Annotated in this window: 19 protein-coding genes; all 19 read right to left on the bottom strand. The window is 36.3% G+C overall.

Annotated elements, in window-relative coordinates:
• Positions 1 to 390: 390 nt before the first annotated feature.
• The 19 genes from ABH966_RS06410 to ABH966_RS06320 all read right to left on the bottom strand — a co-directional run bounded on the left by ABH966_RS06410 (position 391) and on the right by ABH966_RS06320 (position 21,778).
• Complete coding sequence (locus tag ABH966_RS06410; protein WP_370076847.1) at positions 391 to 2,472, bottom strand: catalase; 2,082 nt, start codon at positions 2,470 to 2,472, stop codon at positions 391 to 393.
• A 227-nt stretch (positions 2,473 to 2,699) separates the two neighbouring features.
• Positions 2,700 to 3,314, bottom strand: coding sequence for a cysteine peptidase family C39 domain-containing protein (locus ABH966_RS06405; RefSeq protein WP_370076845.1), 615 nt, complete (start codon positions 3,312 to 3,314; stop codon positions 2,700 to 2,702).
• Positions 3,315 to 3,553: 239 nt separating this feature from the next.
• Complete coding sequence (locus ABH966_RS06400; protein ID WP_370076843.1) at positions 3,554 to 4,120, bottom strand: GNAT family N-acetyltransferase; 567 nt, start codon at positions 4,118 to 4,120, stop codon at positions 3,554 to 3,556.
• A 1,290-nt stretch (positions 4,121 to 5,410) separates the two neighbouring features.
• Positions 5,411 to 5,692 (bottom strand): hypothetical protein, encoded by a 282-nt coding sequence (locus ABH966_RS06395; protein ID WP_370076841.1) that lies wholly within the window; start codon positions 5,690 to 5,692, stop codon positions 5,411 to 5,413.
• Positions 5,693 to 5,820: 128 nt separating this feature from the next.
• Entirely contained in the window at positions 5,821 to 6,081 is a 261-nt protein-coding gene (locus ABH966_RS06390; protein WP_370076839.1) for a hypothetical protein, read from the bottom strand.
• 97 nt (positions 6,082 to 6,178) lie between these two features.
• Positions 6,179 to 6,445, bottom strand: a complete 267-nt coding sequence (locus ABH966_RS06385) for a hypothetical protein (protein ID WP_370076838.1) — start codon at positions 6,443 to 6,445, stop codon at positions 6,179 to 6,181.
• A gap of 576 nt (positions 6,446 to 7,021) precedes the next feature.
• Positions 7,022 to 8,518, bottom strand: a complete 1,497-nt coding sequence (gene glpK, locus ABH966_RS06380; protein ID WP_370076836.1) for a glycerol kinase GlpK — start codon at positions 8,516 to 8,518, stop codon at positions 7,022 to 7,024.
• 130 nt (positions 8,519 to 8,648) lie between these two features.
• Positions 8,649 to 9,452: an MIP/aquaporin family protein gene (locus ABH966_RS06375; protein WP_370076834.1), complete on the bottom strand. Its 804-nt coding sequence runs from the start codon at positions 9,450 to 9,452 to the stop codon at positions 8,649 to 8,651.
• A gap of 156 nt (positions 9,453 to 9,608) precedes the next feature.
• Positions 9,609 to 10,172 (bottom strand): glycerol-3-phosphate responsive antiterminator, encoded by a 564-nt coding sequence (locus ABH966_RS06370; protein ID WP_370076832.1) that lies wholly within the window; start codon positions 10,170 to 10,172, stop codon positions 9,609 to 9,611.
• Positions 10,173 to 10,228: 56 nt separating this feature from the next.
• Entirely contained in the window at positions 10,229 to 11,872 is a 1,644-nt protein-coding gene (locus ABH966_RS06365; protein WP_370076830.1) for a glycerol-3-phosphate dehydrogenase/oxidase, read from the bottom strand.
• 695 nt (positions 11,873 to 12,567) lie between these two features.
• Positions 12,568 to 13,143 (bottom strand): RloB family protein, encoded by a 576-nt coding sequence (locus ABH966_RS06360; RefSeq protein WP_370076828.1) that lies wholly within the window; start codon positions 13,141 to 13,143, stop codon positions 12,568 to 12,570.
• Between the two features lie 136 nt (positions 13,144 to 13,279).
• Positions 13,280 to 14,563, bottom strand: a complete 1,284-nt coding sequence (locus ABH966_RS06355) for an AAA family ATPase (protein ID WP_370076826.1) — start codon at positions 14,561 to 14,563, stop codon at positions 13,280 to 13,282.
• 377 nt (positions 14,564 to 14,940) lie between these two features.
• The gene (locus ABH966_RS06350) at positions 14,941 to 15,867 is read right to left on the bottom strand and encodes an NAD-dependent epimerase/dehydratase family protein (protein WP_370076824.1); all 927 of its coding nucleotides are present in this window, start codon (positions 15,865 to 15,867) and stop codon (positions 14,941 to 14,943) included.
• A gap of 142 nt (positions 15,868 to 16,009) precedes the next feature.
• Complete coding sequence (locus tag ABH966_RS06345) at positions 16,010 to 16,537, bottom strand: YceI family protein (protein ID WP_370076822.1); 528 nt, start codon at positions 16,535 to 16,537, stop codon at positions 16,010 to 16,012.
• A gap of 387 nt (positions 16,538 to 16,924) precedes the next feature.
• Positions 16,925 to 17,686 (bottom strand): class B sortase, encoded by a 762-nt coding sequence (gene srtB, locus ABH966_RS06340; RefSeq protein ID WP_370076820.1) that lies wholly within the window; start codon positions 17,684 to 17,686, stop codon positions 16,925 to 16,927.
• A 9-nt stretch (positions 17,687 to 17,695) separates the two neighbouring features.
• Complete coding sequence (locus tag ABH966_RS06335; protein WP_370076818.1) at positions 17,696 to 18,466, bottom strand: ABC transporter ATP-binding protein; 771 nt, start codon at positions 18,464 to 18,466, stop codon at positions 17,696 to 17,698.
• Positions 18,467 to 18,472: 6 nt separating this feature from the next.
• Entirely contained in the window at positions 18,473 to 19,438 is a 966-nt protein-coding gene (locus ABH966_RS06330; protein ID WP_370076816.1) for a FecCD family ABC transporter permease, read from the bottom strand.
• A 132-nt stretch (positions 19,439 to 19,570) separates the two neighbouring features.
• Positions 19,571 to 20,488: a heme ABC transporter substrate-binding protein IsdE gene (isdE, locus tag ABH966_RS06325; RefSeq protein ID WP_370076814.1), complete on the bottom strand. Its 918-nt coding sequence runs from the start codon at positions 20,486 to 20,488 to the stop codon at positions 19,571 to 19,573.
• A 15-nt stretch (positions 20,489 to 20,503) separates the two neighbouring features.
• Entirely contained in the window at positions 20,504 to 21,778 is a 1,275-nt protein-coding gene (locus tag ABH966_RS06320; RefSeq protein WP_370076812.1) for an NEAT domain-containing protein, read from the bottom strand.
• Positions 21,779 to 21,949: the final 171 nt, after the last annotated feature.

The raw sequence follows: 21,949 nt of genomic DNA, 5'->3' as shown, positions 1-21,949 counted from the left end.
CCGCAAGTATTCTCTCTGCTTCCGGGGATTCGCTCGGCTTTCGCGAGTACTCTCCCGGGGATTCACTCCGCTTCCGCGAGTATTCGCTCTGCTTCTGCGAGTATTCGCTCCGCTTCCGCGAGTATTCGCTCCGCTTCCGCGAGTATTCGCTCTGCTTCCGCGAGTATTCTCTCTGCTTCCGCGAGTATTCTCTCTGCTTCCGCGAGTATTCTCTCAGCTCCCGCGAGTATTCTCTCTGCTTCCGCGAGTATTCTCTCCGCTCCCGCGAGTATTCTCTTGGCACGCGGGGATTCTCTCGGCTCCCGCGAGGATTCTCCTGCTTCACGGGTATTTGCTCTGCCCCCGGGTATTCTCCTGCTTCCGCGGGTATATACTGCAAAACAACGTTAGTTAATAAATATTCCGTTCCCAAAAGCGTTGTTGAGCTATTGCTTTCACAAATTTTTTAGCGAAATCTTTGTCGCCAGTTGCTAGCACCATTCCTGGCCCTACATTGGCATTAGACATATTAAAAAATGTCGTTCCTGATGTAGCTATTCCAATCGGTTTGTAATGTCTATACGCTTCATTGATATAATTTACAATATGTGAATTAAACTTTGCCTGATTTTTTGCTCTTACGCCTACAACATATAACGAGTCAAATAGTACCGCATCCGTAGTAATAAATGTGTCACTTGCTGTTAGCTGTACACCGTCACTACTAGTAACAACCCCTAATCTGTCAGAAATAATACTGTATCGAACTCCCTGTCTTGTTAAATATTTTAGTATTTCTCCAACTTCATTTGCATCAAATCCATCACCTATTAGCACGCCTACTTTAAGTGTTTGGGGCATTTTTATAGTATTTGCTTGACTAAGTGCAGGTGATGATAACGTGACATTTATTTGCTCTCCTTTTGGACGATTAACACCAACATTATCGGCCACAGTTGTTGCCATTGCTTTATCAACACGGACGAACATATCGACAACCTGTTGGCGAACGGACTTACTTTTCACCTTTCCTACCTCAAAACTAAAGGCATCAATGATATGCTGTTTTTCAGGAGGTGACATACTATTCCAAAACAACCTTGCCTGTGAGAAATGATCATCAAACGATTTACTACGTGCTCGTGTGATTCGTCCTTCTACCTTTTCTTCATAATGGACAAAGCCACCTTCCCTTGCCGTTGAAGTTGATGGTGTATTATTGGCCAAGGAATTTTTATGATAGCTCACTTTTCCTATATTAATAGTTTGACGACTAAAGCCATTGCGCTGATTGTTATGAAATGGACAAATGGATCGGTTAATCGGTATTTCAGAAAAGTTTGGTCCCCCTAGACGTATTAACTGTGTATCTAAATAAGAAAATAGCCGCCCCTGCAAAAGTGGATCATTTGTGAAATCTATCCCTGGTACAACATTTCCAGGGTGGAAGGCGACTTGCTCTGTTTCAGCAAAAACATTATCCACATTACGATTCAATGTCATTTTCCCAATCTTTTTAACTGGCACTATCTCCTCAGGCCATAGCTTTGTTGCATCCAAAATATCAAAATCAAATTTAAATTCGTCCTCTGGCTCAAGCATTTGTACACCGAGCTCATATTCTGGATAATTACCTATCTCAATTGATTCCCATAAATCACGTCGCTGAAAATCTGGATCCTTTCCAGCAATGATTTGCGCTTCATCCCAAATGAGTGAATGAACACCTAACACAGGCTTCCAATGAAATTTTACAAACCTCGATTTTCCTTTATCATTGACGAAACGAAAAGCATGAACACCAAACCCTTCCATCATGCGAAAACTTCTAGGTATTGCTCGATCAGACATATGCCACATAATCATATGCGCAATTTCCTGATTATTTGCCACAAAATCCCAAAATGTATCGTGAGCTGAGGCTGCTTGTGGCATTTCATTGTGAGGTTCAGGCTTTACCGCATGAATTAAATCAGGAAACTTAATGGCATCCTGAATAAAAAAGACCGGTATATTATTACCAACTAAATCATAATTGCCCTCATCCGTGTAAAATTTCGTCGCAAAACCACGAACATCACGTGCAGTATCCATCGAACCTAAGCTTCCAACTACAGTTGAAAATCTGACAAATACAGGTGTTTTCTTATTAGGGTCCTGTAAAAAGCTTGCTTTCGTATATTCCCCCATCGATTCATACAATTCAAACTCTCCATGTGCTGCAAAGCCCCGAGCATGTACAACACGCTCAGGAATACGTTCATGATCAAAATGCGTTATTTTCTCTCGAAAGTGAAAATCCTCCATAATAGTTGGCCCACGAACTCCAGCCTTCAACGAATTCTCATCATTCGAAACTTTTAGCCCCTGATTCGTCGTCATCTTTTGCCCTTCATTATCGACACGAAACTGCTCTAACTGCTGATCCTTTGCATTCTCCTCCAAATCTTTGCGCTGATTCGACTTAGATTTATCCACGCAATCCCCTTTCATTCCAATACTCATCATTCTCAATAACACTATATGTTTGTCTGGAATAAACATGCTTCAAGGCGTTGCTATAGAAGAACTTTATCAATTTTTTCTTAATTTACGACAAAAAGTGATTTGAAGTTAATTTGTAAATGTAGTGAAGGTAATATAGCATTTTAATTAAAAGAGGAGAGAAAAATATGAAATCATTTCACTTTATAATAATAAGTCTTTTCTTATTCTCTATATTAGCTCTGTATGGCGTCTACGGTTATGTAAGTATTGCTATAAAGAAGCATATTAATATTTTTTACATTCCACAATTTCTTAAATTCATCAATAGGAACTTTTCGATTATAGCCATTGTTATCATCATTACAATTCACCAGTTGCCTTAATGATTCTGAAAGGTAGACATGCTCTTTGTCATACCCTACGACAGGGACAAAATGCAAATTATTACGATTCTTATGTACTTTAATAAAAACAATTACGGGAGTTCCTTTACTAACTTCGGACTTTAATGTATTTACATTTCCTTTATAATAGCTTGTTTTAAATCCCTTTTTTCTTAACACCGTACGGATTCCCTTTGGATATACATTGCCTGATCTCATTTTACTAGGGAAATTAGTATATAACTCTTCACCATCGGCCTCCATTCCAAAATGACGCAACACATATGATGTTGAAAATGCTGCACATTCCCTTTTGTTTTGTATATCTATCCTATTATTTCGTTTAATTAGAAAGTTAGTCGGATAATCTCTTTTTCGTAAAACAGGTATGGGTAATGTCATTAAATATGCATTAATGATAGTTGATATAATAATCCATAAAATAGCTGTTCTAACTATAAACATACTACTCCCCCCATTGCTTTGCGACCATATCGCAACAATATTCTAAGTCCTTCTTTCACTAACTTGCTCCGTTAGCACAATCGAAAAACAATCTTACTAATTTTCCCAATAAATATATTAGTTCTCCTAAGAATTGATAATTCCTTCTTCGACTATCCTACCCCGTTAGTACAATAAGAAAAAGGCTACTCCTAATTAAAGTAATGCCCCCGATAGTTTAAGTGAACTTATTCACAAAGTTATTTTATTATTGAATAAATGCAAGTGTCTGTTAATCGACATCCATCTGCTGACAAATCCTCATTCCTTAGTATTCCTTCTAACTTAAATCCGAGTTTTTCAGGGATGGAACGACTCTTATAATTTGTTGATTCACACCTAATTTCAATTCTTCTAAATATGATTTGATTTAATCCGAAATTAATTAACTCATTTATAGCTTCTGTCATATACCCATTGCCACTAAAAGTTGAATTAATCCAGTATCCAATTTCACATTTGGGAATATTCCAATCAATCCCCTGAAAGCTCGCTGCTCCAATAAATTCATCAGTATTTTTATGAAAGATAAGAAAACGAAAGCTTTCTCTTTTTAAAAAGTTGATATGAGCATTTCTTAGGTTAATCTCTGTTTCTTCAATACTAGGAATTTCTTGAGCAAAGGGCATCCACGCTTTTAATTCAGTGAAGGAATCTCTAATTGCTTGGTTAACAATATTTCCATCTCCAGAATGATTTGGAGCACGAAGAATTAATCTTTCCGTTGTTAATTGTGTTGGGATATCTAATAGTAAAGGATTATGCATTTCATTTTCCCCTTTTAAATTTTTGATTACTAAAAAATTATATAAAAACTATCCCTCCCAAGACATTCGTCTTGAGGACGAGAGTTATAACTTCGTGGTACCACCTCAGTTTGTTGATATGTCAACATATCAACCTCTTCAGGTACGTTCATATCCTATCTTTGAACCCGTCTCACAATCCCTGATTTTTCATTAGATTGGTAAGATACTCAGAGTCTTTTTTATTAAGATTTATCACTATTACTCCTTTTCAGAAAATAGGAGCTCTCTGTAAATAATCAACTCTTAATTACTTCTCATCAACGCTTGATATATTTAGAATTTTTCAATACTTTATCTAAAATTGTAATTATTGTCAACAGATTTCTTATTCAACTACCCTGCCCCGTCAGCTCAATAAGAAAAAAGATGCTACCGCAGCAACATCTTGTTTAACTCTTGCACCCGTTAGTTTAATAAGAAATGGAGGAACTCAATTAAATTAAGTTCCTCCGTTACTATGAATATTTACAATTAAATCTATTTCGGCTTACACTCAAAAGAATAATTACTTGTGAGATTATTACGAATTTCTAATATGACTTCTCCACCATTTTCATAACAGCCAGTGATGAGTAAATTTATTTCTTTAGTATTGAAATAACTATAGGTATGCGTTATAAAAGACACTCCAAATAAAGCGATAACGAAAAGCCATAAAATGCCTTTTAAATCCTTTTTTTAAAGATACTCATTTTCATCCCCTCCTAAATTTTAATTGAACTAATCTATTCCTTTACCTTATTACGCTTAAAAGTAATAGAATTTCCATTTTTTTCAAAAAAAAAAAAAAAAACAAAACTCCCATTATTGAACTAACCTTCTCCGTTAGTTCAATAAGAACAGCGACGCTTCTTCAACTAAAGTTCTTGTTAGTTTAAATTGAAGTACCGATTAAAAAATAATGATTTACAGCGTTATATATTGTCTATATATGCACGTTTTTATTCATATAGCATATCTGTAGAATTTTCTGCAAATTTTTGAAAAGTCTTATTGTAGCTATGTTTATATACCTTTCCATAAAATGCTGCATAATTAATGTTCATACAAAAAGCCCAAAACGTTGATTTAACAACATTCATGACTTTTTAATGTGTGCCCAAACTTCCATTTGGAAACGTTATTAGGTTTAGTTATGTATACGTTATAAATCCTGGTTGCACTAAATCCTCCATTAGTTGAAAAAGAAAAGTTAAACATATTCAACAATCGCGGCCCGTTAATTAAACATTTGTTACCTTATTCATTCTAAAACAAATCCAAAACGTTAGGGTATATGTATTGTAAAGTCAGAATAAAAAGAACAATCAAGCCTATTGTGGATATTAAAAACACCCAAACTTTTTTTATCCTTAACTGTACAAAAGCAGATACCAACACAAGAATATTAAAAATCACAATCATTGAAACCCAAACCCCATAAGTTTGATCTGGGTCTGGTGCAGCAACGCTAAATGCTGGGCCTAAACCAATAAGAGTTACTAATATGAATATCAATCCGTGTACCAAGTATACTGCTGCCTTAAACAATTAAACCACCTGCCCTCTCCAATCTCGATCATGAGTAAAATAATCCTTACTCCGTTAAATGACCCGTTTGCGGAACAACTTAATACATTGTAATTTCAAATGACTTTATGAATTAAACAACTTTAAAATCACGAAACACTTTTAAGTATAACATTAGTTCCCAAAGCGCCGTTTGGTAACAATTCTTTCCTGTTTTTTAATTTAAAACTCGAGCGAAGCGACAACAAATATAGCTGCTTATTTTGGAAAATAAAAGCTAAATATTTGTAAAGGTCGTAGGAATCTCCTACCAAGCCAAAAACAGCGTTTTCGGGGATTACCATGGTAATCCCATTGCTTGCCTTTCTCTCAAAAATAGAAAACTTTCTAATCTTTTCTATACTTTTCACTAAAGCACCCCATTAGTTTAAGAGGAAAATTAAAAAAATAATATAACCTTTTATCATTTTCCGACAGAAAACTCCCACTTCTATAAGTGTGAGTAGTTCAAGTTTCGCCCATAAACACAAGTAGTACGATTGACAATGAAACGCCAATGACATAAATCCCAAAAACAATCATAGGGGAATACTTCCAAAATCCTTTTTCTCTTTTTTTAAAGCTCTGAACACTAAATATTATTCCTATGACGAACATAATAGCCCCAACGAAGAATAGCCAAGCAGTATTAAGTTGAAAGTAATAAAAACACGCTACACAAATAAGTCCTACTACTGAAAATAATGTTGATAATATCCCTTTTTTTCTGAGCATTGTTTACCGCCTCCTTAATTTCTACAATTACTATAAGGACGAACGAAATGAACATCAGTTCCAATTTTAATTAATTTTACCATTTAAAATATACAGAATCCATTACTGCTTATTGAACTAAACTGCACCGTTAGTTGAATAGCAACACTCTTTTAGAAAACGGCCTAATTTAAAGATTTAATTTATCCAAAACGAAGTTTGAGTGGTGAGATATGAAGAAACCTTGGTTTTTAATTATGTCAGGATCATCGATATTGCTTATATGTATCTATGCAATGTATCAGACTTTTTTCAAATCTCAAATTGGACCTTTTGGAAGTGGGATATTTCTGAGATTTCATTTCTGACATTGGGTATAATAAGTCTAAAAAATTACCGTAATCGTTAAATCGCGAACAACTGGCTCTAACCAAATTCATTTCATAATGCAACTCTAAATCGTTTATCTAAAACAAAACCTTGATTGGCAACTGAAGTGACCCCAGTTAGATTTTTGTCTAACAACCGGATCCGCTTCAAATTTGCCTATCAAGGTTTTTTTCATCACTATTTAGCTATCTTCACTAGTTACTACTATTATTTAAATGCTTGAGCAGCTGCTACAGCTTTTTTCCAGCCTGCATAGATTTCTTCACGATGTGAGTCATCCATATTAGGTGTGAATTGGCGATCTAAATTCCAATACTCACTAATTTCATCTGGTGATTTCCAGAAGCCAACTGCTAAGCCCGCTAAATACGCAGCACCTAAAGCTGTTGTTTCGTTAATGACCGGACGATCAACAGGAACGTTTAATAAATCTGATTGGAATTGCATTAAGAAATTGTTTGCAACTGCACCACCATCTACACGTAATTTCGTTAGTGGAATATTGGCATCCGCTTCCATTGCACCAAGTACGTCTTTTGTTTGATACGCTAACGATTCTAATGTTGCACGTACAAAATGTTCTTTAGAAGTACCGCGCGTTAAACCGAAGACTGCACCTCGTACATCTGAATCCCAATAAGGTGTACCTAGACCAACGAATGCAGGAACTACATAAACGCCGTCAGCCGACTCTACACGCGCAGCATATTGCTCAGATTCTGAAGCAGAACGGAACATTCGTAAGCCGTCGCGTAACCATTGAATAGCAGAACCAGCTACGAAAATACTTCCTTCTAAAGCGTAAGTAACCTTACCATTTAAACCCCATGCAAGCGTAGTTAATAAACCATTCTCTGATTTTACTGCCTTTTCACCAGTATTCATCAACATAAAGCAGCCCGTACCGTAAGTGTTTTTAACCATACCTTCTTCAAAGCAAGCCTGACCGAATAGAGCAGCTTGTTGATCACCCGCAGCCCCTGCAATTGGAACAGCAGAACCAAAGAACAGCGCTTCCTCCGTATATCCATACACTTCTGAAGAAGGACGAACCTCAGGAAGCATAGAAGCTGGAACGCCTAAAATGTCTAATATTTCTTCATCCCATTTTAAATCATAAATATTGTACATTAACGTACGAGAAGCATTTGAATAATCTGTTACATGGACTTTACCACCTGTTAACTTCCATATTAACCACGTATCAATCGTACCGAATAATAAATCGCCTGCTTCTGCTTTTTCACGAGCACCTTCAACATTGTCTAAAATCCATTTTACTTTTGTACCTGAGAAGTATGCATCGATTAATAAACCTGTTTTATCACGGAATAAATTATTGTAACCGTTTTCTTTCAATTCCTCACAAATAGCGTTCGTTTGACGTGATTGCCAGACAATCGCATTATAAATTGGTTTCCCCGAATGTTTATCCCAAACAACAGTAGTTTCGCGTTGGTTTGTAATACCGATCCCAGCAATTTGATGTGATTCAATATTTTTTGCAGAAAGCACTGTAGCGATACAAGAAAGAATAGAAGACCAAATTTCTTCTGCATGATGTTCAACCCATCCTGATTGTGGGAAATATTGCGGGAATTCTTGTTGTGCAACGTGGAGAATGCTCCCTTTTTCATCAAACAAAATAGCACGTGAGCTTGTTGTACCTTGGTCCAAAGCTAAAATATATTTTTTTTCTGACATCGGTCATACCTCCAATAATTTTTTAATTTCTTTCAGCGTCTTCTTTGTGCAAGCACAAAGCCGATTCCAGACTCATTGTTTCTGTGTGAAAGCGATGCGACAGCTACAATTATGCCGAGGCATAATTGATTTACTCTTCACTTTTAACATTGTTCACTGTCATTTGAGCACTGATAAAAATAATAACTACGATAATAGCAAATACCCAAAATGCGATACTATTTTCCCCTTCAAAAATTTGTTGGAAAAATAGGGCACCAAATGTACCACCAATAATTGGACCTACAACTGGAATCCATGCATATGACCACCCTGAGTCACGTTTACCTGGGATTGGTAAGAAGAAGTGAGCAATACGTGGACCTAGGTCACGTGCAGGGTTAATTGCATAACCAGTAGGACCCCCTAATGCCATCCCAATGACTACAATTAGCATACCAACTAGAAATGGATTTAAACCATCCGTAATTGTATTTGTTCCTAATGCTAGAATACCTAAAACAAGTATAAATGTACCAATCATTTCTGAGATTAAATTTGATAATGGATGTTTAATAGCAGGCATCGTAGAAAATACAGCCAGTTTCGCTTCCGGATCTTTCGTACCTTTCCAATGTGGTAAATACATAAAATAAACGAGTACCCCACCTAAAAATGCACCAATCAATTGTGCAGCAATGTAAGTAGGTACGTCTTCCCACGGGAAATTACCGATTGTAGCAAGCGCGATCGTTAAAGCAGGATTTAAATGAGCCCCACTAATACCACCAACAGCATATGCAGCCATCGCCACACCTAGACCCCAAGCGAATGTAATCACTACCCATCCACCGCCAAAACCTTTCGATTTGTGCAGTGATACACCTGCAACAACGCCACCACCGAATAAAATAAGAATCATCGTGCCGACAAGTTCAGCTGTAAATGTTGACATACAAAAAGCCCCCCTTTGTAATATTGCACTTAGTAAAAAAATAAACCCACACTTAAACAAACTGCATGTTGTAATGCAGATGAATAAATGTGGGTTCCTTTTCCTAACCACGCGCTTTTTAACTTATGTACATTGTAGAGAAAATAATATACATAGTCAACGATATTTTTGGAAATTTTCCCACAAATTCTTATTTGATGTTGTAATCGCTATTGCTCCAGCCGATAACGCTTCCTCTATGCTTTCAACAGTGCGAACTAGTCCACCTGTAATAACTGGAATTTTTGTTCGCTGGTGTACTTCTGAAATCATTGAAGGAATGATGCCTGGTAATAATTCAATATAATCAGGCTTTGCTGACTCAATCATTGAAAAGCTTTTTTCAAGTGCAATCGTATCAATTAAAAAGACGCGCTGAATGGCAATAATCCCACGAGATTTTGCTTTTATTAACATATTAGATCGAGTGGAAATTATACCTGCTGGACGGATATCATTACATAAAAAATCTGCTGCAAAGTTATCCGTTTTTAAGCCATGAATTAAATCTGCATGAATAATTAATTTTTTACCGTTACGATCTGCTTCTCGTTTTATGGACATGAGCAAACTAATATGCACTTCTAATAGAACAATGTATTCGAATCGACTATTTAATATTTCATCAAATTGCTTTACTGTTCGTGCTGCGGGAATAATTTGTTGATCATTGAAATTCATTTGATTTCCCCTTTATTCAAAAAGTCAGGCCGCCATTAAGACGACCTTCCTTTTTATTATAATGCAGTTGTAGCTCTTGTTATTTCTAAATTTAAATCTTTTTCATATTGCGTACGTTGTTCAGTAGACCATTGTAATTGTTTTGCCATTTCATCTAATATCGCTTCTTTATATTGTATTACAAGGGCGATATTAAAGAACATATACGCTGTACGACGAATCATAAAGTCGTTTGGATGAACAACCATTTCATGATGAATACCGTACTGTAGCTGAGCATATAGCCCTTGTGGTAAAACAGGATGTTCTTCTTTAGCATATTCAAAAACAGTATCCACATTAGAACCATAATGATGTGCTAAATGTTTTGCTTCCTCTTCTGATAATCCGATATCAACACCCATTTTTGTTCGTTTTGACACGAAGGCTTGTAAGTTTTGGGAGCCCCCAACATCTCCACCAGAAATATGAATATTCTTTGTATAACATGGTTTTGATGCAATGCCAAATCGTTGTTCTAAATCTTGCGCAATCATATTTAAAACCGTTTCAGCCATTTTACGATAACCTGTTAATTTACCGCCAGCGATTGTCACAAGTCCCGAAGCAGATTCCCACACTTCATCCTTACGAGAAATTTCAGATGGATTTTTACCTTCCTCATGAATTAATGGACGAACGCCTGCCCAGCTTGATTCGATATCTGCATCAGTGACGTTAACTTTTGGAAACATGTAATGAATTGCCTTCATTATATAATCACGATCTTCTTGTTGGATATTCATTTCCTTGGCATCGCCTTCGTAAAATGTATCTGTCGTTCCAACATATGTTTTCCCATTTCGAGGAATCGCAAACACCATACGGCCATCAGGGGTATCAAAATAGACTGCTTGACGTAATGGGAATTTAGATTCATCAAAAACGATGTGCACACCTTTTGATAAAATTAAGTGCTTGCCATTTTGTTCCCCTTCAATATTACGAACCTCATCTACCCATGGGCCTGCAGCATTCACAACTTTTTTTGCACGAATATTAAACGTATTATGGGCAATCAAATCTTGTGCTACAATACCATTAATTTTCTTTTGGTCATTGTATAAAAAGTTTTCTGCCTTTGTATAATTAATGAGTGTAGCGCCTTTTTCGATGGCAGCTTTGGCAACTTCGACTGTCAGACGTGCATCATCTGTACGATATTCTACATATACACCACCGCCGCGTAAGTCCTCACCTTTGACCAAAGGTTCTTTTTCCATTGTTTTTGTAGCATTTAACATATATCGACGTTCAGAACGTTTAACCCCTGCTAAAAAATCATAGACACGTAAGCCTATATTCGTTGAGAATTTACCAAATGTGCCTCCTTTATGAAATGGCAGTAGCATCCAAACAGGAGTTGTTACATGCGGTCCATTTTCATAAACGATCGCACGCTCTTTTCCTAAATCTGCAACCTCTTTTATTTCAAATTGTTTTAAATAGCGAAGTCCACCGTGCACTAATTTTGTCGAACGACTTGAAGTACCAGCGGCGAAGTCTTGCATTTCAACTAACGCTACAGATAGTCCACGAGCAATTGCATCAAGTGCGATACCACAACCTGTAATCCCACCACCAATCACCAATAAATCGTATTCTTTACTTTGTAATTCTTCAATCGTTTGTTGACGTTGTATTGCTGAAGCTGTGCTCATAATGAATTTCCTCCTTATTTAAAGCGAAAAAAGAGACCATTAAAAGCACATGTACAACTGTACATATGTTTTTAATGGTCTCTCAATCGCTCAAACCTAGTATATTAACTTAATTTCATTGTAATCTGTTTAGAAAGAAAAGGCAAGGTAGACCGTCTGGAAAAATTACGAATACAACATACACTTTTCAATCATTTATAGGTTTAAGGGCGTGTCATATGTACTGTTCAATTGTCATGGCTTCAGATATTATTCCCAAATACAAAAAATTTATTTATCTTCATTTTTGAGTGGAGAATAAAATAAATTTAGTTGTAATCGTCGTATAGAAAAAGTTCCACTCCAATCAACTTAATATATGTCATACTTTTAATAATTGTTATCCCCATCTTTTGAGATATAAAAACAGCAGGTTCTCCATTAAGTGACGGAAAACCTGCTGTTTGGCAATCAATTCTGCCTCGGCCTTTGTAGCTGACGCTTCGCTTTCGCTACAGAAAACATCTTGCCGCTGTCGCGCAGATAAAAATGCGTCCGGAATCGGCTTTGTACTTAGGCCTGCAGATATTTTTTGCGCGAAAGCGTAGTGCTAACGCAGCGACAGCAGCACCGATGCAGGTCAGTTAGCCGTTATCGGATGGATGCGATGATTTTAGGCTAACATCCTCTAAGAACGACTTTTTTGCCGAAAGAAGTTAAAATATGTATTTTATCATTTCATGTATGTTGCAATAAGGATTATCACGACTTTCCGACTTGCGAAGTGCCATCATATCTGTGCAATTTTTAATAGCGACCTCATGTCGAAGTGCGATAGGTGCAATGACTGACTCATCCGCTTTATGACGAAAATAACGTATTACCCCAAGATGCTGCTCCATCTTGTCATTTAATACAGCTCGAGGATACTTTTCGGAAATATCGACTTCTTCAAAATGCAACAGTAGCCATAATTCGAACGCTTCATTTGAATAGGCGATATGAATATTATTTTCCTCGCAAAAGTCATTCACTTCCTCTAATTGCTTTTCGGTTAAATCATCCTTATCAAAAACAATCCATACCTCGTCAAAATATTGATAGCTTGAATCTCGATAGGCATGCTGGGCTAGCTTAATTGCTGAACGCTTGACGTTTTTTATTTTGACACTTACCATTTTTGAGCGCTTTAAAATACGCATTTGCTCAAAATAAATACGTTCGGTTTCACCTTCACAATAAATTAAAACGGTTTTACGCAGTGTTCGATTTCCTTGTTGACGCACTCTCACTGTTCAGATACCTCCATTTCCTATCAATTTTGCCTCAGCATAATTGCCTCCGGAATCGGCTTTGTACTTAGGCCGGCAGATGTTTTTGCAGATAAATTATCACAGGACGTGGCGTCTTAGACTAAGTTCCTTTATTTCAGCGGGTGTTTGGATTCCCGCTGAAATAAGTTAAATATTGATCTGATAAATATTCATTAATAACCGGTGTAGCTCCAAATTCTCCTTTTAAGTAACGCTTGGCATAGGAAATATCCCCACGTTTCTTCTGTAAATCTGCAAAATCAAATAAGGAGTATAACTCGGATTCATTTTTAAAGCTTTTATTCACAAACCAAATTTGATCGGAACGTAGTGGCTGATCTAATAAATCAATTTCATGACTTGTGACAACAAATTGATTCGTAACATTACGCTTGCTGTTCATAATGGCCATTAAAAATTCGCAGATGGACACATGAAATGCTGTGTCAAATTCATCTATAAAGATCGTCTTCCCTTTATTGTATGCATCGACCATGACACATGCTAAATGCAGCATACGGACTGTCCCCTTTGAATCCATGGTCCAATTGATCGTTTCTGTTCCGATTGGCGCGCCTGCTTCATCGAACGATAAATAGTGCAAATCGATATCCACCTCTTGAATAACCTCTGGAGTGTCAAAGTCATAGCCAATAGTATTTTTCTCTCTTCGTTCAACGCGTCTTGCCGTCACATCTTGAATAGAAAAGTCTGCAATCTTTAGTAACTTTATAACTTCTTTCTTAAAGTGCTCCTCTTCAAGTTTACGAATAAGTGGATGACTTGATAACCGATTTGCTTCATCTAAAAACATTATTTTATGTAAAAACCAATCAAATATTTTCCTAGCATCTGGATCATTAAAGACATTTAATACCGATAAGAAAGCTGTATTATTACGCGTATATTTTGTCAATTCTAGCGATGTGCTGTGGGCAGTTTCATACAAATATTCTGTTCCATCCCATTGTCTATTAAAAAGCTGCTCTTTCATAGACTTTGTCGTTTTAGTTAGACTTTCATAAAGAACCTGTGACGCATTATACTGTACCTCATAATCGTACAGTACCCCATCTAGTAATAACGAAATCATAAATTCTGTCGGTTGTTCCTGCTGACCTCCTAACTTAAACGGCTGGTAGGGCAAGCGTAGTTGTTTAACATTATTTAGATTTTCAAAGTTAAACAATAAAGAACGTAAAATTTTAATAGCAGTGAATAAGTTTGATTTTCCACTTCCATTTGGTCCGAAAATAAAGGCACTTTTTACAAGGTGAAATGAGTCGAATTTCATCGTATGTGTATCCTTTAATTTTCGAATACGGCTTCCCGCCACCATTGAAAATAGTGTTTCATCCTTATAACTTAAACAATTTTTCACTCTGAAATCTACCAGCATTTGTAAGCCTCCGTTCAATTCCGCAACATTCCTTTAATTATACTATAGGCGTAAAAAAACACCTATTACTCCGCGTAATACCAATAATGCGGAGCATTTGCTGATGAATGATACGTAATCGAAAATATAAAAAGACGATTTTCCCTTTACAGTAGGGTAAATCGTCAAATAGCCATCTACATATTTTGCCCATATTGATAAAAGCTAAAATTGTTCCAATAAAATGAGATTTTGTTCCGATAAATCTTCAAGGTATAATGAATTCATCACTATAACTTGGGGTTGATTTCCCTTCGTTACGCTTCTCCAGGATCTCATCTGTGTCGCTAAATGATAAACTTACATTTTGACAACACGGACATACTTTTACAATTTAATTATATTCCCACTATCTTTTCATTTTGAAATGCTTGCAATGTACGCTCTATGCCTTCCGCAAAAGTAGTTTTTGGTCTCCATCCTATCGCCTTCGCCAACTTAGCGTTATTTAAAAATGAATGCTCAATATCTCCCTCTCTCGCAGGAGCATATTGAATTTCTAAAGGATGATTTAAATGCTGTAATAATAAAATAACTTGATGAATCGACCATGCCTCATTCGTTGATACGTTATAAATGCCCTGTAATCTAGCCTGTACACCAGCGTAAATAGCATCTGCAATGTCATCTACATATATGAAATCTCGTGTTTGCTCTCCATCTCCATAAATCGTAAAGGGCTTTCCTTCAATACTACTTTTTAGCATGCTAGGAATAACCGCCGCTTCCCCCTGCATACATTGCCTTGGACCGAATACATTAGCAAATCTATAAATTAATGTTGGTAAACGATAATCTTTTTTCCATTTTTCACAGTATGTCTCACCTATACTTTTGTTTAATCCATACATCGAAATCGGCTCACTAACATCTGTTTCTTCTAATGGTGGATAGTGACTATCTCCGTAAACAGCTGCTGACGAGGCAAAAACGAAATGCTTTACCTTATATTTTGACGATAAGAAGAGCATCTGACTAAGCCCTACAATATTCGTTAAAACATCCTTCACTGGCTCCTGCATCGATTTTTGAACACTCGTTTGCGCTGCACAATGGATGACCACATCAAATGATGTTTCTTTAAAGAGATGCTCACAAACTTCATCTTCCACATTCAATAGATAAGATTTATGCTCAAAGTCGACATTGCGTAAATGACCTGTACTTAAATTATCAATAATATAAACATTTGCACCCTCTTTAAAAAAACGCCTCGCCACTGCACTACCAATAAAACCATAACCACCTGTCACTAATACATTCATCCCATCGCCCCCAAAAACAATATGATGTTTTATATGCAGTAATTACTAAAATTATGCAAGCAACTTATGTGAGGTGGTATTTTTTAACAACTTTTTAACTAAAAAAAATGTGCTCGATATGAAAACGAGCACATTTACAAAATTAAGCTGGGTTTACTTCCAATTCAACTGTAATTTTAATATCTTTCCCAACTAGAACACCGCCAGTTTCCAATGCAGCGTTCCAAGTTAAGCCAAAATCTTCACGATTGATTGATGTTGTAGATTCAAAGCCATAAACTTCTTGGCCCCATGGATTTGTACCCTTACCATTAAATTCAGTATCAAATGTTACTGATTTCGTTACGTCTTTAATTGTTAAATCACCTGTAACCGCATATTCATCATCTGATTTTTTTGCAATGTTTGTAGACTTGAATGTAATTGTCGGATATTTTTCAGCATCGAAGAAATCTGCTGCTTTTAAGTGATTATCACGATCTTCACTACGTGTATTAATGCTAGCTGGATCGATTGTAAAGCTAATGTTTGCTGTTGTTAAATCTGCAAGATCTGCCGCTTCAATATCTGCTGAATAAGTATCGAATACACCTTTTACTTTTGATACCATCATGTGTTTTACTTGAAAATTAATTGCTGAGTGTCCTAAATCAATGTTCCATTTTGTCATTTTAAATTCCTCCAATTAGGTTGTTTTTATCTCGAATTCGAGATATATTATAAAATATGAAGTAACTACATTAATTATGTCCCCTAAAATTTAAAGGGTTAAACATTCGTAGTTACTTCTTACGTACATCTTAGTTAATAACAGTTACGAAAAGTAATTGATTACTTTATGTAACTTACTATATATTAATAAGTTTATTGCGTCAAGTAATTTTTAATAAGTTTTTTTAAAATCAATAATACCAAGCGTTTTCTTCACAGGTAGCGAGTTCTACTTTAGCAGTTCTATAGGCTACCCGACTGATTTCTCTCGACTACAGAAATACACTAACTACTTTTGGCTATATAAAAAGAAGCTCTCCAATGAAATAGGATACTGCCTATCTTATTAACGTTTCACTAATTTACCTTGGACGACAAAACGATGGTCGTTACTCATGACAGAATCCTTACAAGTGGATAGTGTAAGAATTTTATCTTCTGGTCCAATCTCTACATTCATTTCGATTGCAGAGCGTGCTTGGATTTCGTCCAAAAATTTTAGGAAAGCATCATTGCCCTTAAATTCTGTTTCAATGTAATAAAAATCAATTGTAGTTTCATAAGCAGCAAAGACTTCAACGTCATAGCCTTCATACAGTGTGTCTAAATAAATGATAGGATGCTCATCTGCGTATTGCTGATTTAAGTAATTTTTAAGACTCCCAAACATCGTACTATTCTTCATGGCATGGCCGTACAAAATAGTATTTCGGTTTATATCCTGCACATTATTACGATAATCCATAAATACACTGCCTGCACGGCTTTCTCGATCTTTAAAATTATGATTCAAATAAAAATCATTATTTTCAGCTTGCAGGATTGGATTATTGAGCTTTGTCCCGTCTGTAGAAATCCATCCAACAATATTGTTATTGACAGTTAGTAAATCTTTGAATTGTGGACGGATCGTAAAAGGCGTTGATGAGGTTTCCACAGCTTCATCTTCTAGAGTAGCCAATGTTGATTGATAAATTATTTGTACTTCTTCCAGTGATTTTGAAGTCTCATAGTACGTGTATAAGTATTTGGCTAATGAAAATCCTGAGTATAAGAATATAGCTAAATATATAAATGTTAAAAACTTAGATGTCCATTTTTTCATCATATCACCTATTTATATTCCAAGGGGGACCATGTAAAATCCAAGCAGCTCATCCTCATTGAAAACTGCTTCTACTCCATAGACTTCTTTAATAACTTCCCTAGTAATGACGTCGCGTGGTGCTCCCTCAGCTATTATTTGTCCTGTTTTCATCAAAATGATCTGATCGCTATAGCGAATCGCCTGATTTATATCGTGAAGCACCATAACGATTGTTAAGCCATGCTCCTCATTTAATGATTTTACAAGCTCCAATAACTCAATTTGATAATAAATATCCAAATATGTTGTCGGCTCATCCAAACATAAAATTTCTGATTGTTGGGCTAAAGCCATAGCAATCCACACTCGCTGACGTTCCCCACCTGATAAAGCTTCTAAATCGGTATCTCGTTTTTCTAGTAAATTCGTACAAGCAAGTGCCCATTCAATAGCTTTGGCATCTTCCTCTTCATTTCTTTTTAGCATTGTATGATGCGGTAAACGTCCTAAGCTCACCAATTTTTCTATTGTTAAATCCTTTGGTACATCATTTTGTTGGTAGACAATTGCTAGTTTTTTTGCAAACTCTTTTGGCTTGTAGTGTACCAAATCCTTGTTTTCTAATGATACATTCCCCGAAATCGGCCTATTGTTACGGGACATAACACTTAATAATGTTGATTTTCCACAGCCGTTTGGACCAATAATCGTTGTGATTTTGCCCTTTTGAATTATTGTCGATACTCCATCTAAATGATTTCGAGTATTATCATGCGATACGATAATATCTTGTATTTCCATGTCTCCTCACTCTTTTCGTAATAGGAATATTAAGAATGGTCCACCGATAATCGCCATAATGGTTGAAGCTGGTATTTCAATCGGTGTAGCAATTGTGCGACCAATCGTATCTGCCACTAATATTAATAATGCTCCAGCTAAAGCTGTAAAAGGTATGAGTACCTTATGATCGTGCCCAACTAAACGACGAGAAATATGTGGCACTAACAGACCAACGAACGAGATAACCCCTGCTACGACAACAGAAACAGCCGATAATAATACCGCAACAGCAGCTATTAATAGACGAGCACGAGCTACATGAAAGCCTAGGCTTTTCGCTGTTTTATCTTGTAATACTAGGAGATTACACCAGCTATATAACGCAAAGGCAGCTATTAATCCGACAGTACCATAAGTAACGATTGTTGATACATCCTTCCATGTACGCATCGTTAAGTTTGAACCTACAACGCTGGCAGCTGAAGTATTCAATGAGCCACCTAAACTAATGAAAGCCTCTGTTAACCCAGTGAATATTGCATTAATAGCAATTCCGACTAAAATAAGCTTCAATGGACTTAAGCCTGACTTCCATGACAACGCAAAGACGAGTGCGCAGGCAAATGCTCCACCTATAAATGCTAATACAGGTGTCATAAAAAATAATGTTGGAAAGAAAGAAATAATTAAGAGCTGTACAAATGCCGCTCCTGAAGATATACCAATAACACCTGCATCCGCTAACGGGTTACGCATCACAGATTGTAACAGGACCCCTGAAACAGAAAGTGCTGCACCAGCAAATAGCGCAACAATGATCCTTGGAAATCTCAAATCGCGGATAGCATCCATTTGACTATTTTCTTTATCAAATAATGCACCAATAAATTCAAAGAACCCCATTTTAATGCTACCTGTTGTTGCTGCATAAACTGTTGAAACTAGTAATAATACAATTACAATTGAAAAGCTTATAATTTTTTTTGTCATATTAGATTTCCTTTTTCTTTTCAAATTCCGTCATGTTATTTGTACAATTCACTCCCAAAGTGATCCCCTACTAAATAGAAGATCGCTCTATAGCAAGACTATGCTTGCGATATGAGCGACATTTTCTAATGACTATTCACGATAAAAGATTTCCATTAGCTGTCCTAAAGCCTGTGGCACTTTTAAGGACGCTGTAGTACCAAACAACTCTTCCTCTAAATCATACACTTTACCGTTTTTTACTGCGTCAAAATGTTTCCAAATATCATTCGTTTTAAATTCCTCGTCAAACATTTTTACAACTTCATCTGGCATACCGTGTGATAAACGTAAAATTATATCAGGGTTGCTGTTGTGCAGATACTCAGTATTTGAAGCCAAGTATTCAGCATCCTGCCCTTCCATTACATTAATACCGCCTGCCCGTTTCACAAGATCACCTGCATAGGAGTTTTCAGTTGCAACTAAATAACTACCTGGAATGCCAAGTAAAATTAGTACACGAGGTCCCTTTTTGTTACCAGCAACTGTTTGTACAGCATCAATATTTTTTTGCAGGCCATTCACTAACTCCTCGGCTTGTGCTTCGCGATCATAACGTTCACCGAGAGTTCTAATTTCGGAAAGCATAGCATCTACACTTTGAAAGTTTAAAAAATTAACTGGAATTTTTAACTGCTCAAATTTATCCTGTAAGTCATATTCTAACGTTGACACCGATAACACATCTGTTGGATTTAATGATTTAACAATCTCCATATCCGGCTCCATTGCATTACCGATAGTAGGGAGACCATCAAAACGTTTTGCTAATGTTTTTTCTGTTTCAGGTACTGCTATAGCATCTAAATCAAGCTTATCTAAAATTTCTGCAATAACAACTGTACCTACAATAATACGATGTTCATTCTCTTCAGCTGCTTTAACTGGTTGCTTTTCAGTAGATGTCTCTGTTTCTTCTTGCTTATCTCCATTATTACAGCCAGCAATTACCAAAAGTAATGACATAAGCACCATTATAAGCAACCAACATTTCCAATTCTTTTGCATAAAGTCATCTCCTACTTATTCAGTCACATCTTTTTTAGAATTTCTGATACGACGAACGAGCAACCAGCCCGACAAAAGACAGATTACTACAAGCAAAACTATCTTTATGATATTCAGCTGAGCAAGCTGCTGATCGACTTTAGTATTCTTCACCACTTTTTCAGTAGTTTCCTCTTTAACATCAGATTTCTTGGCTTCATCTTTAACAGCATCCTCAATAGACGCGTCAAGTGTACGATCAAATGCTAACGGTTCCTCCTTTGGCACAGTTAAAGTAGTCTGAAATGATGGAATTGGCCGTGTCAGCTGAGTTGGTTTTACCACCGTCTCATGTTGTGCTACCACTGGTGCCTTTTTCACTTCTTCTTTAACAATAACGGAAGGCTTTTCACTCGTTACTTGCTTAGCGGGTGCTGTCACAGCAGGCGTATTTAAAAACTTTGCTACCTGCTGTTGATCGAATTTTAAATTTACGAAATATTGATGATGATAAGAAATCTCAGGAATATCTACCTTCACCCACATTCGTATTGGCTGTTCAAAATTGTGAATTTCAAATTCGACAATTCGGACATTGTCTTCAGGTGAAATAAGCTTTGGCTCTACCTGTTTTCCTTGTTGATCTACGGTTAAGCCTGTTATCCACATAGATTTTAAAATTGTCATATGGGCATAATATTTGCCGTTTTTTCCTTTTATTTTTGCAACAGGATTTACATATGTATTCATAATAGATTGTTCGTCTTTTCCATCTACTAACAATATGTAATTCAATGACCATTCCTTATCATAGGTTTCTTCTGAAGTAGATTCTTTGGTTTCACTTTCTGGAATAGCTTCCTCATCCTTTGGCACAATTGTTGAAAGGGTTGTTAACTGTAATTGAATCTCCTGTGAAAAAAAGAAATATTCCTCGGAGGATGAAAGTGCCATCTCGCCTTTAATGATAATAGGCTGTTGTAAATCCTTGACATCAAATTGAACTAAATTTTCAGTCTGAATGTTTAACGAAAGCTCATTTTCCAACTGTTCGATATGTATATCTCTTATACTCAATGGCTTATTTATAGCTAAATTTAATTTATACTGACTATTCTTTACATCAACTGTCGCCAATTCGCTAAAAATATTGTCTTTTGCTCCATCTAGAGATGAAAAACTTAGTTCAACTTGATAGCTCCCATTTACTAATACAGATTCTTCAGCTTTTGCCTTAAACGAAAAACATGGAGAAAAAAACATCAGTAAGATAGTGCTGAAAATGAATCCTCGAAATATTTTTCTATTCACTGTGTAAATCCCTCCAATATCTATCAATTATGCCTCGGCATAAGTTCAGTGGATGTATGGACAAGAGCTAAAAAGTGACTTAAAACCGCATTCATCTCACCATCATAGAGGTGGGAGACTACTGTACCTGTCGCTTCGCTTTCGCTACATAAAACACTTGTAACTGCCGTT

The organism is Lysinibacillus sp. RC46 (assembly GCF_041262385.1).
Lineage (GTDB): Bacteria > Bacillota > Bacilli > Bacillales_A > Planococcaceae > Lysinibacillus.
Note: the sequence above shows the minus strand (reverse complement) of the source record. Positions and strands in the feature narration are given on the sequence as shown.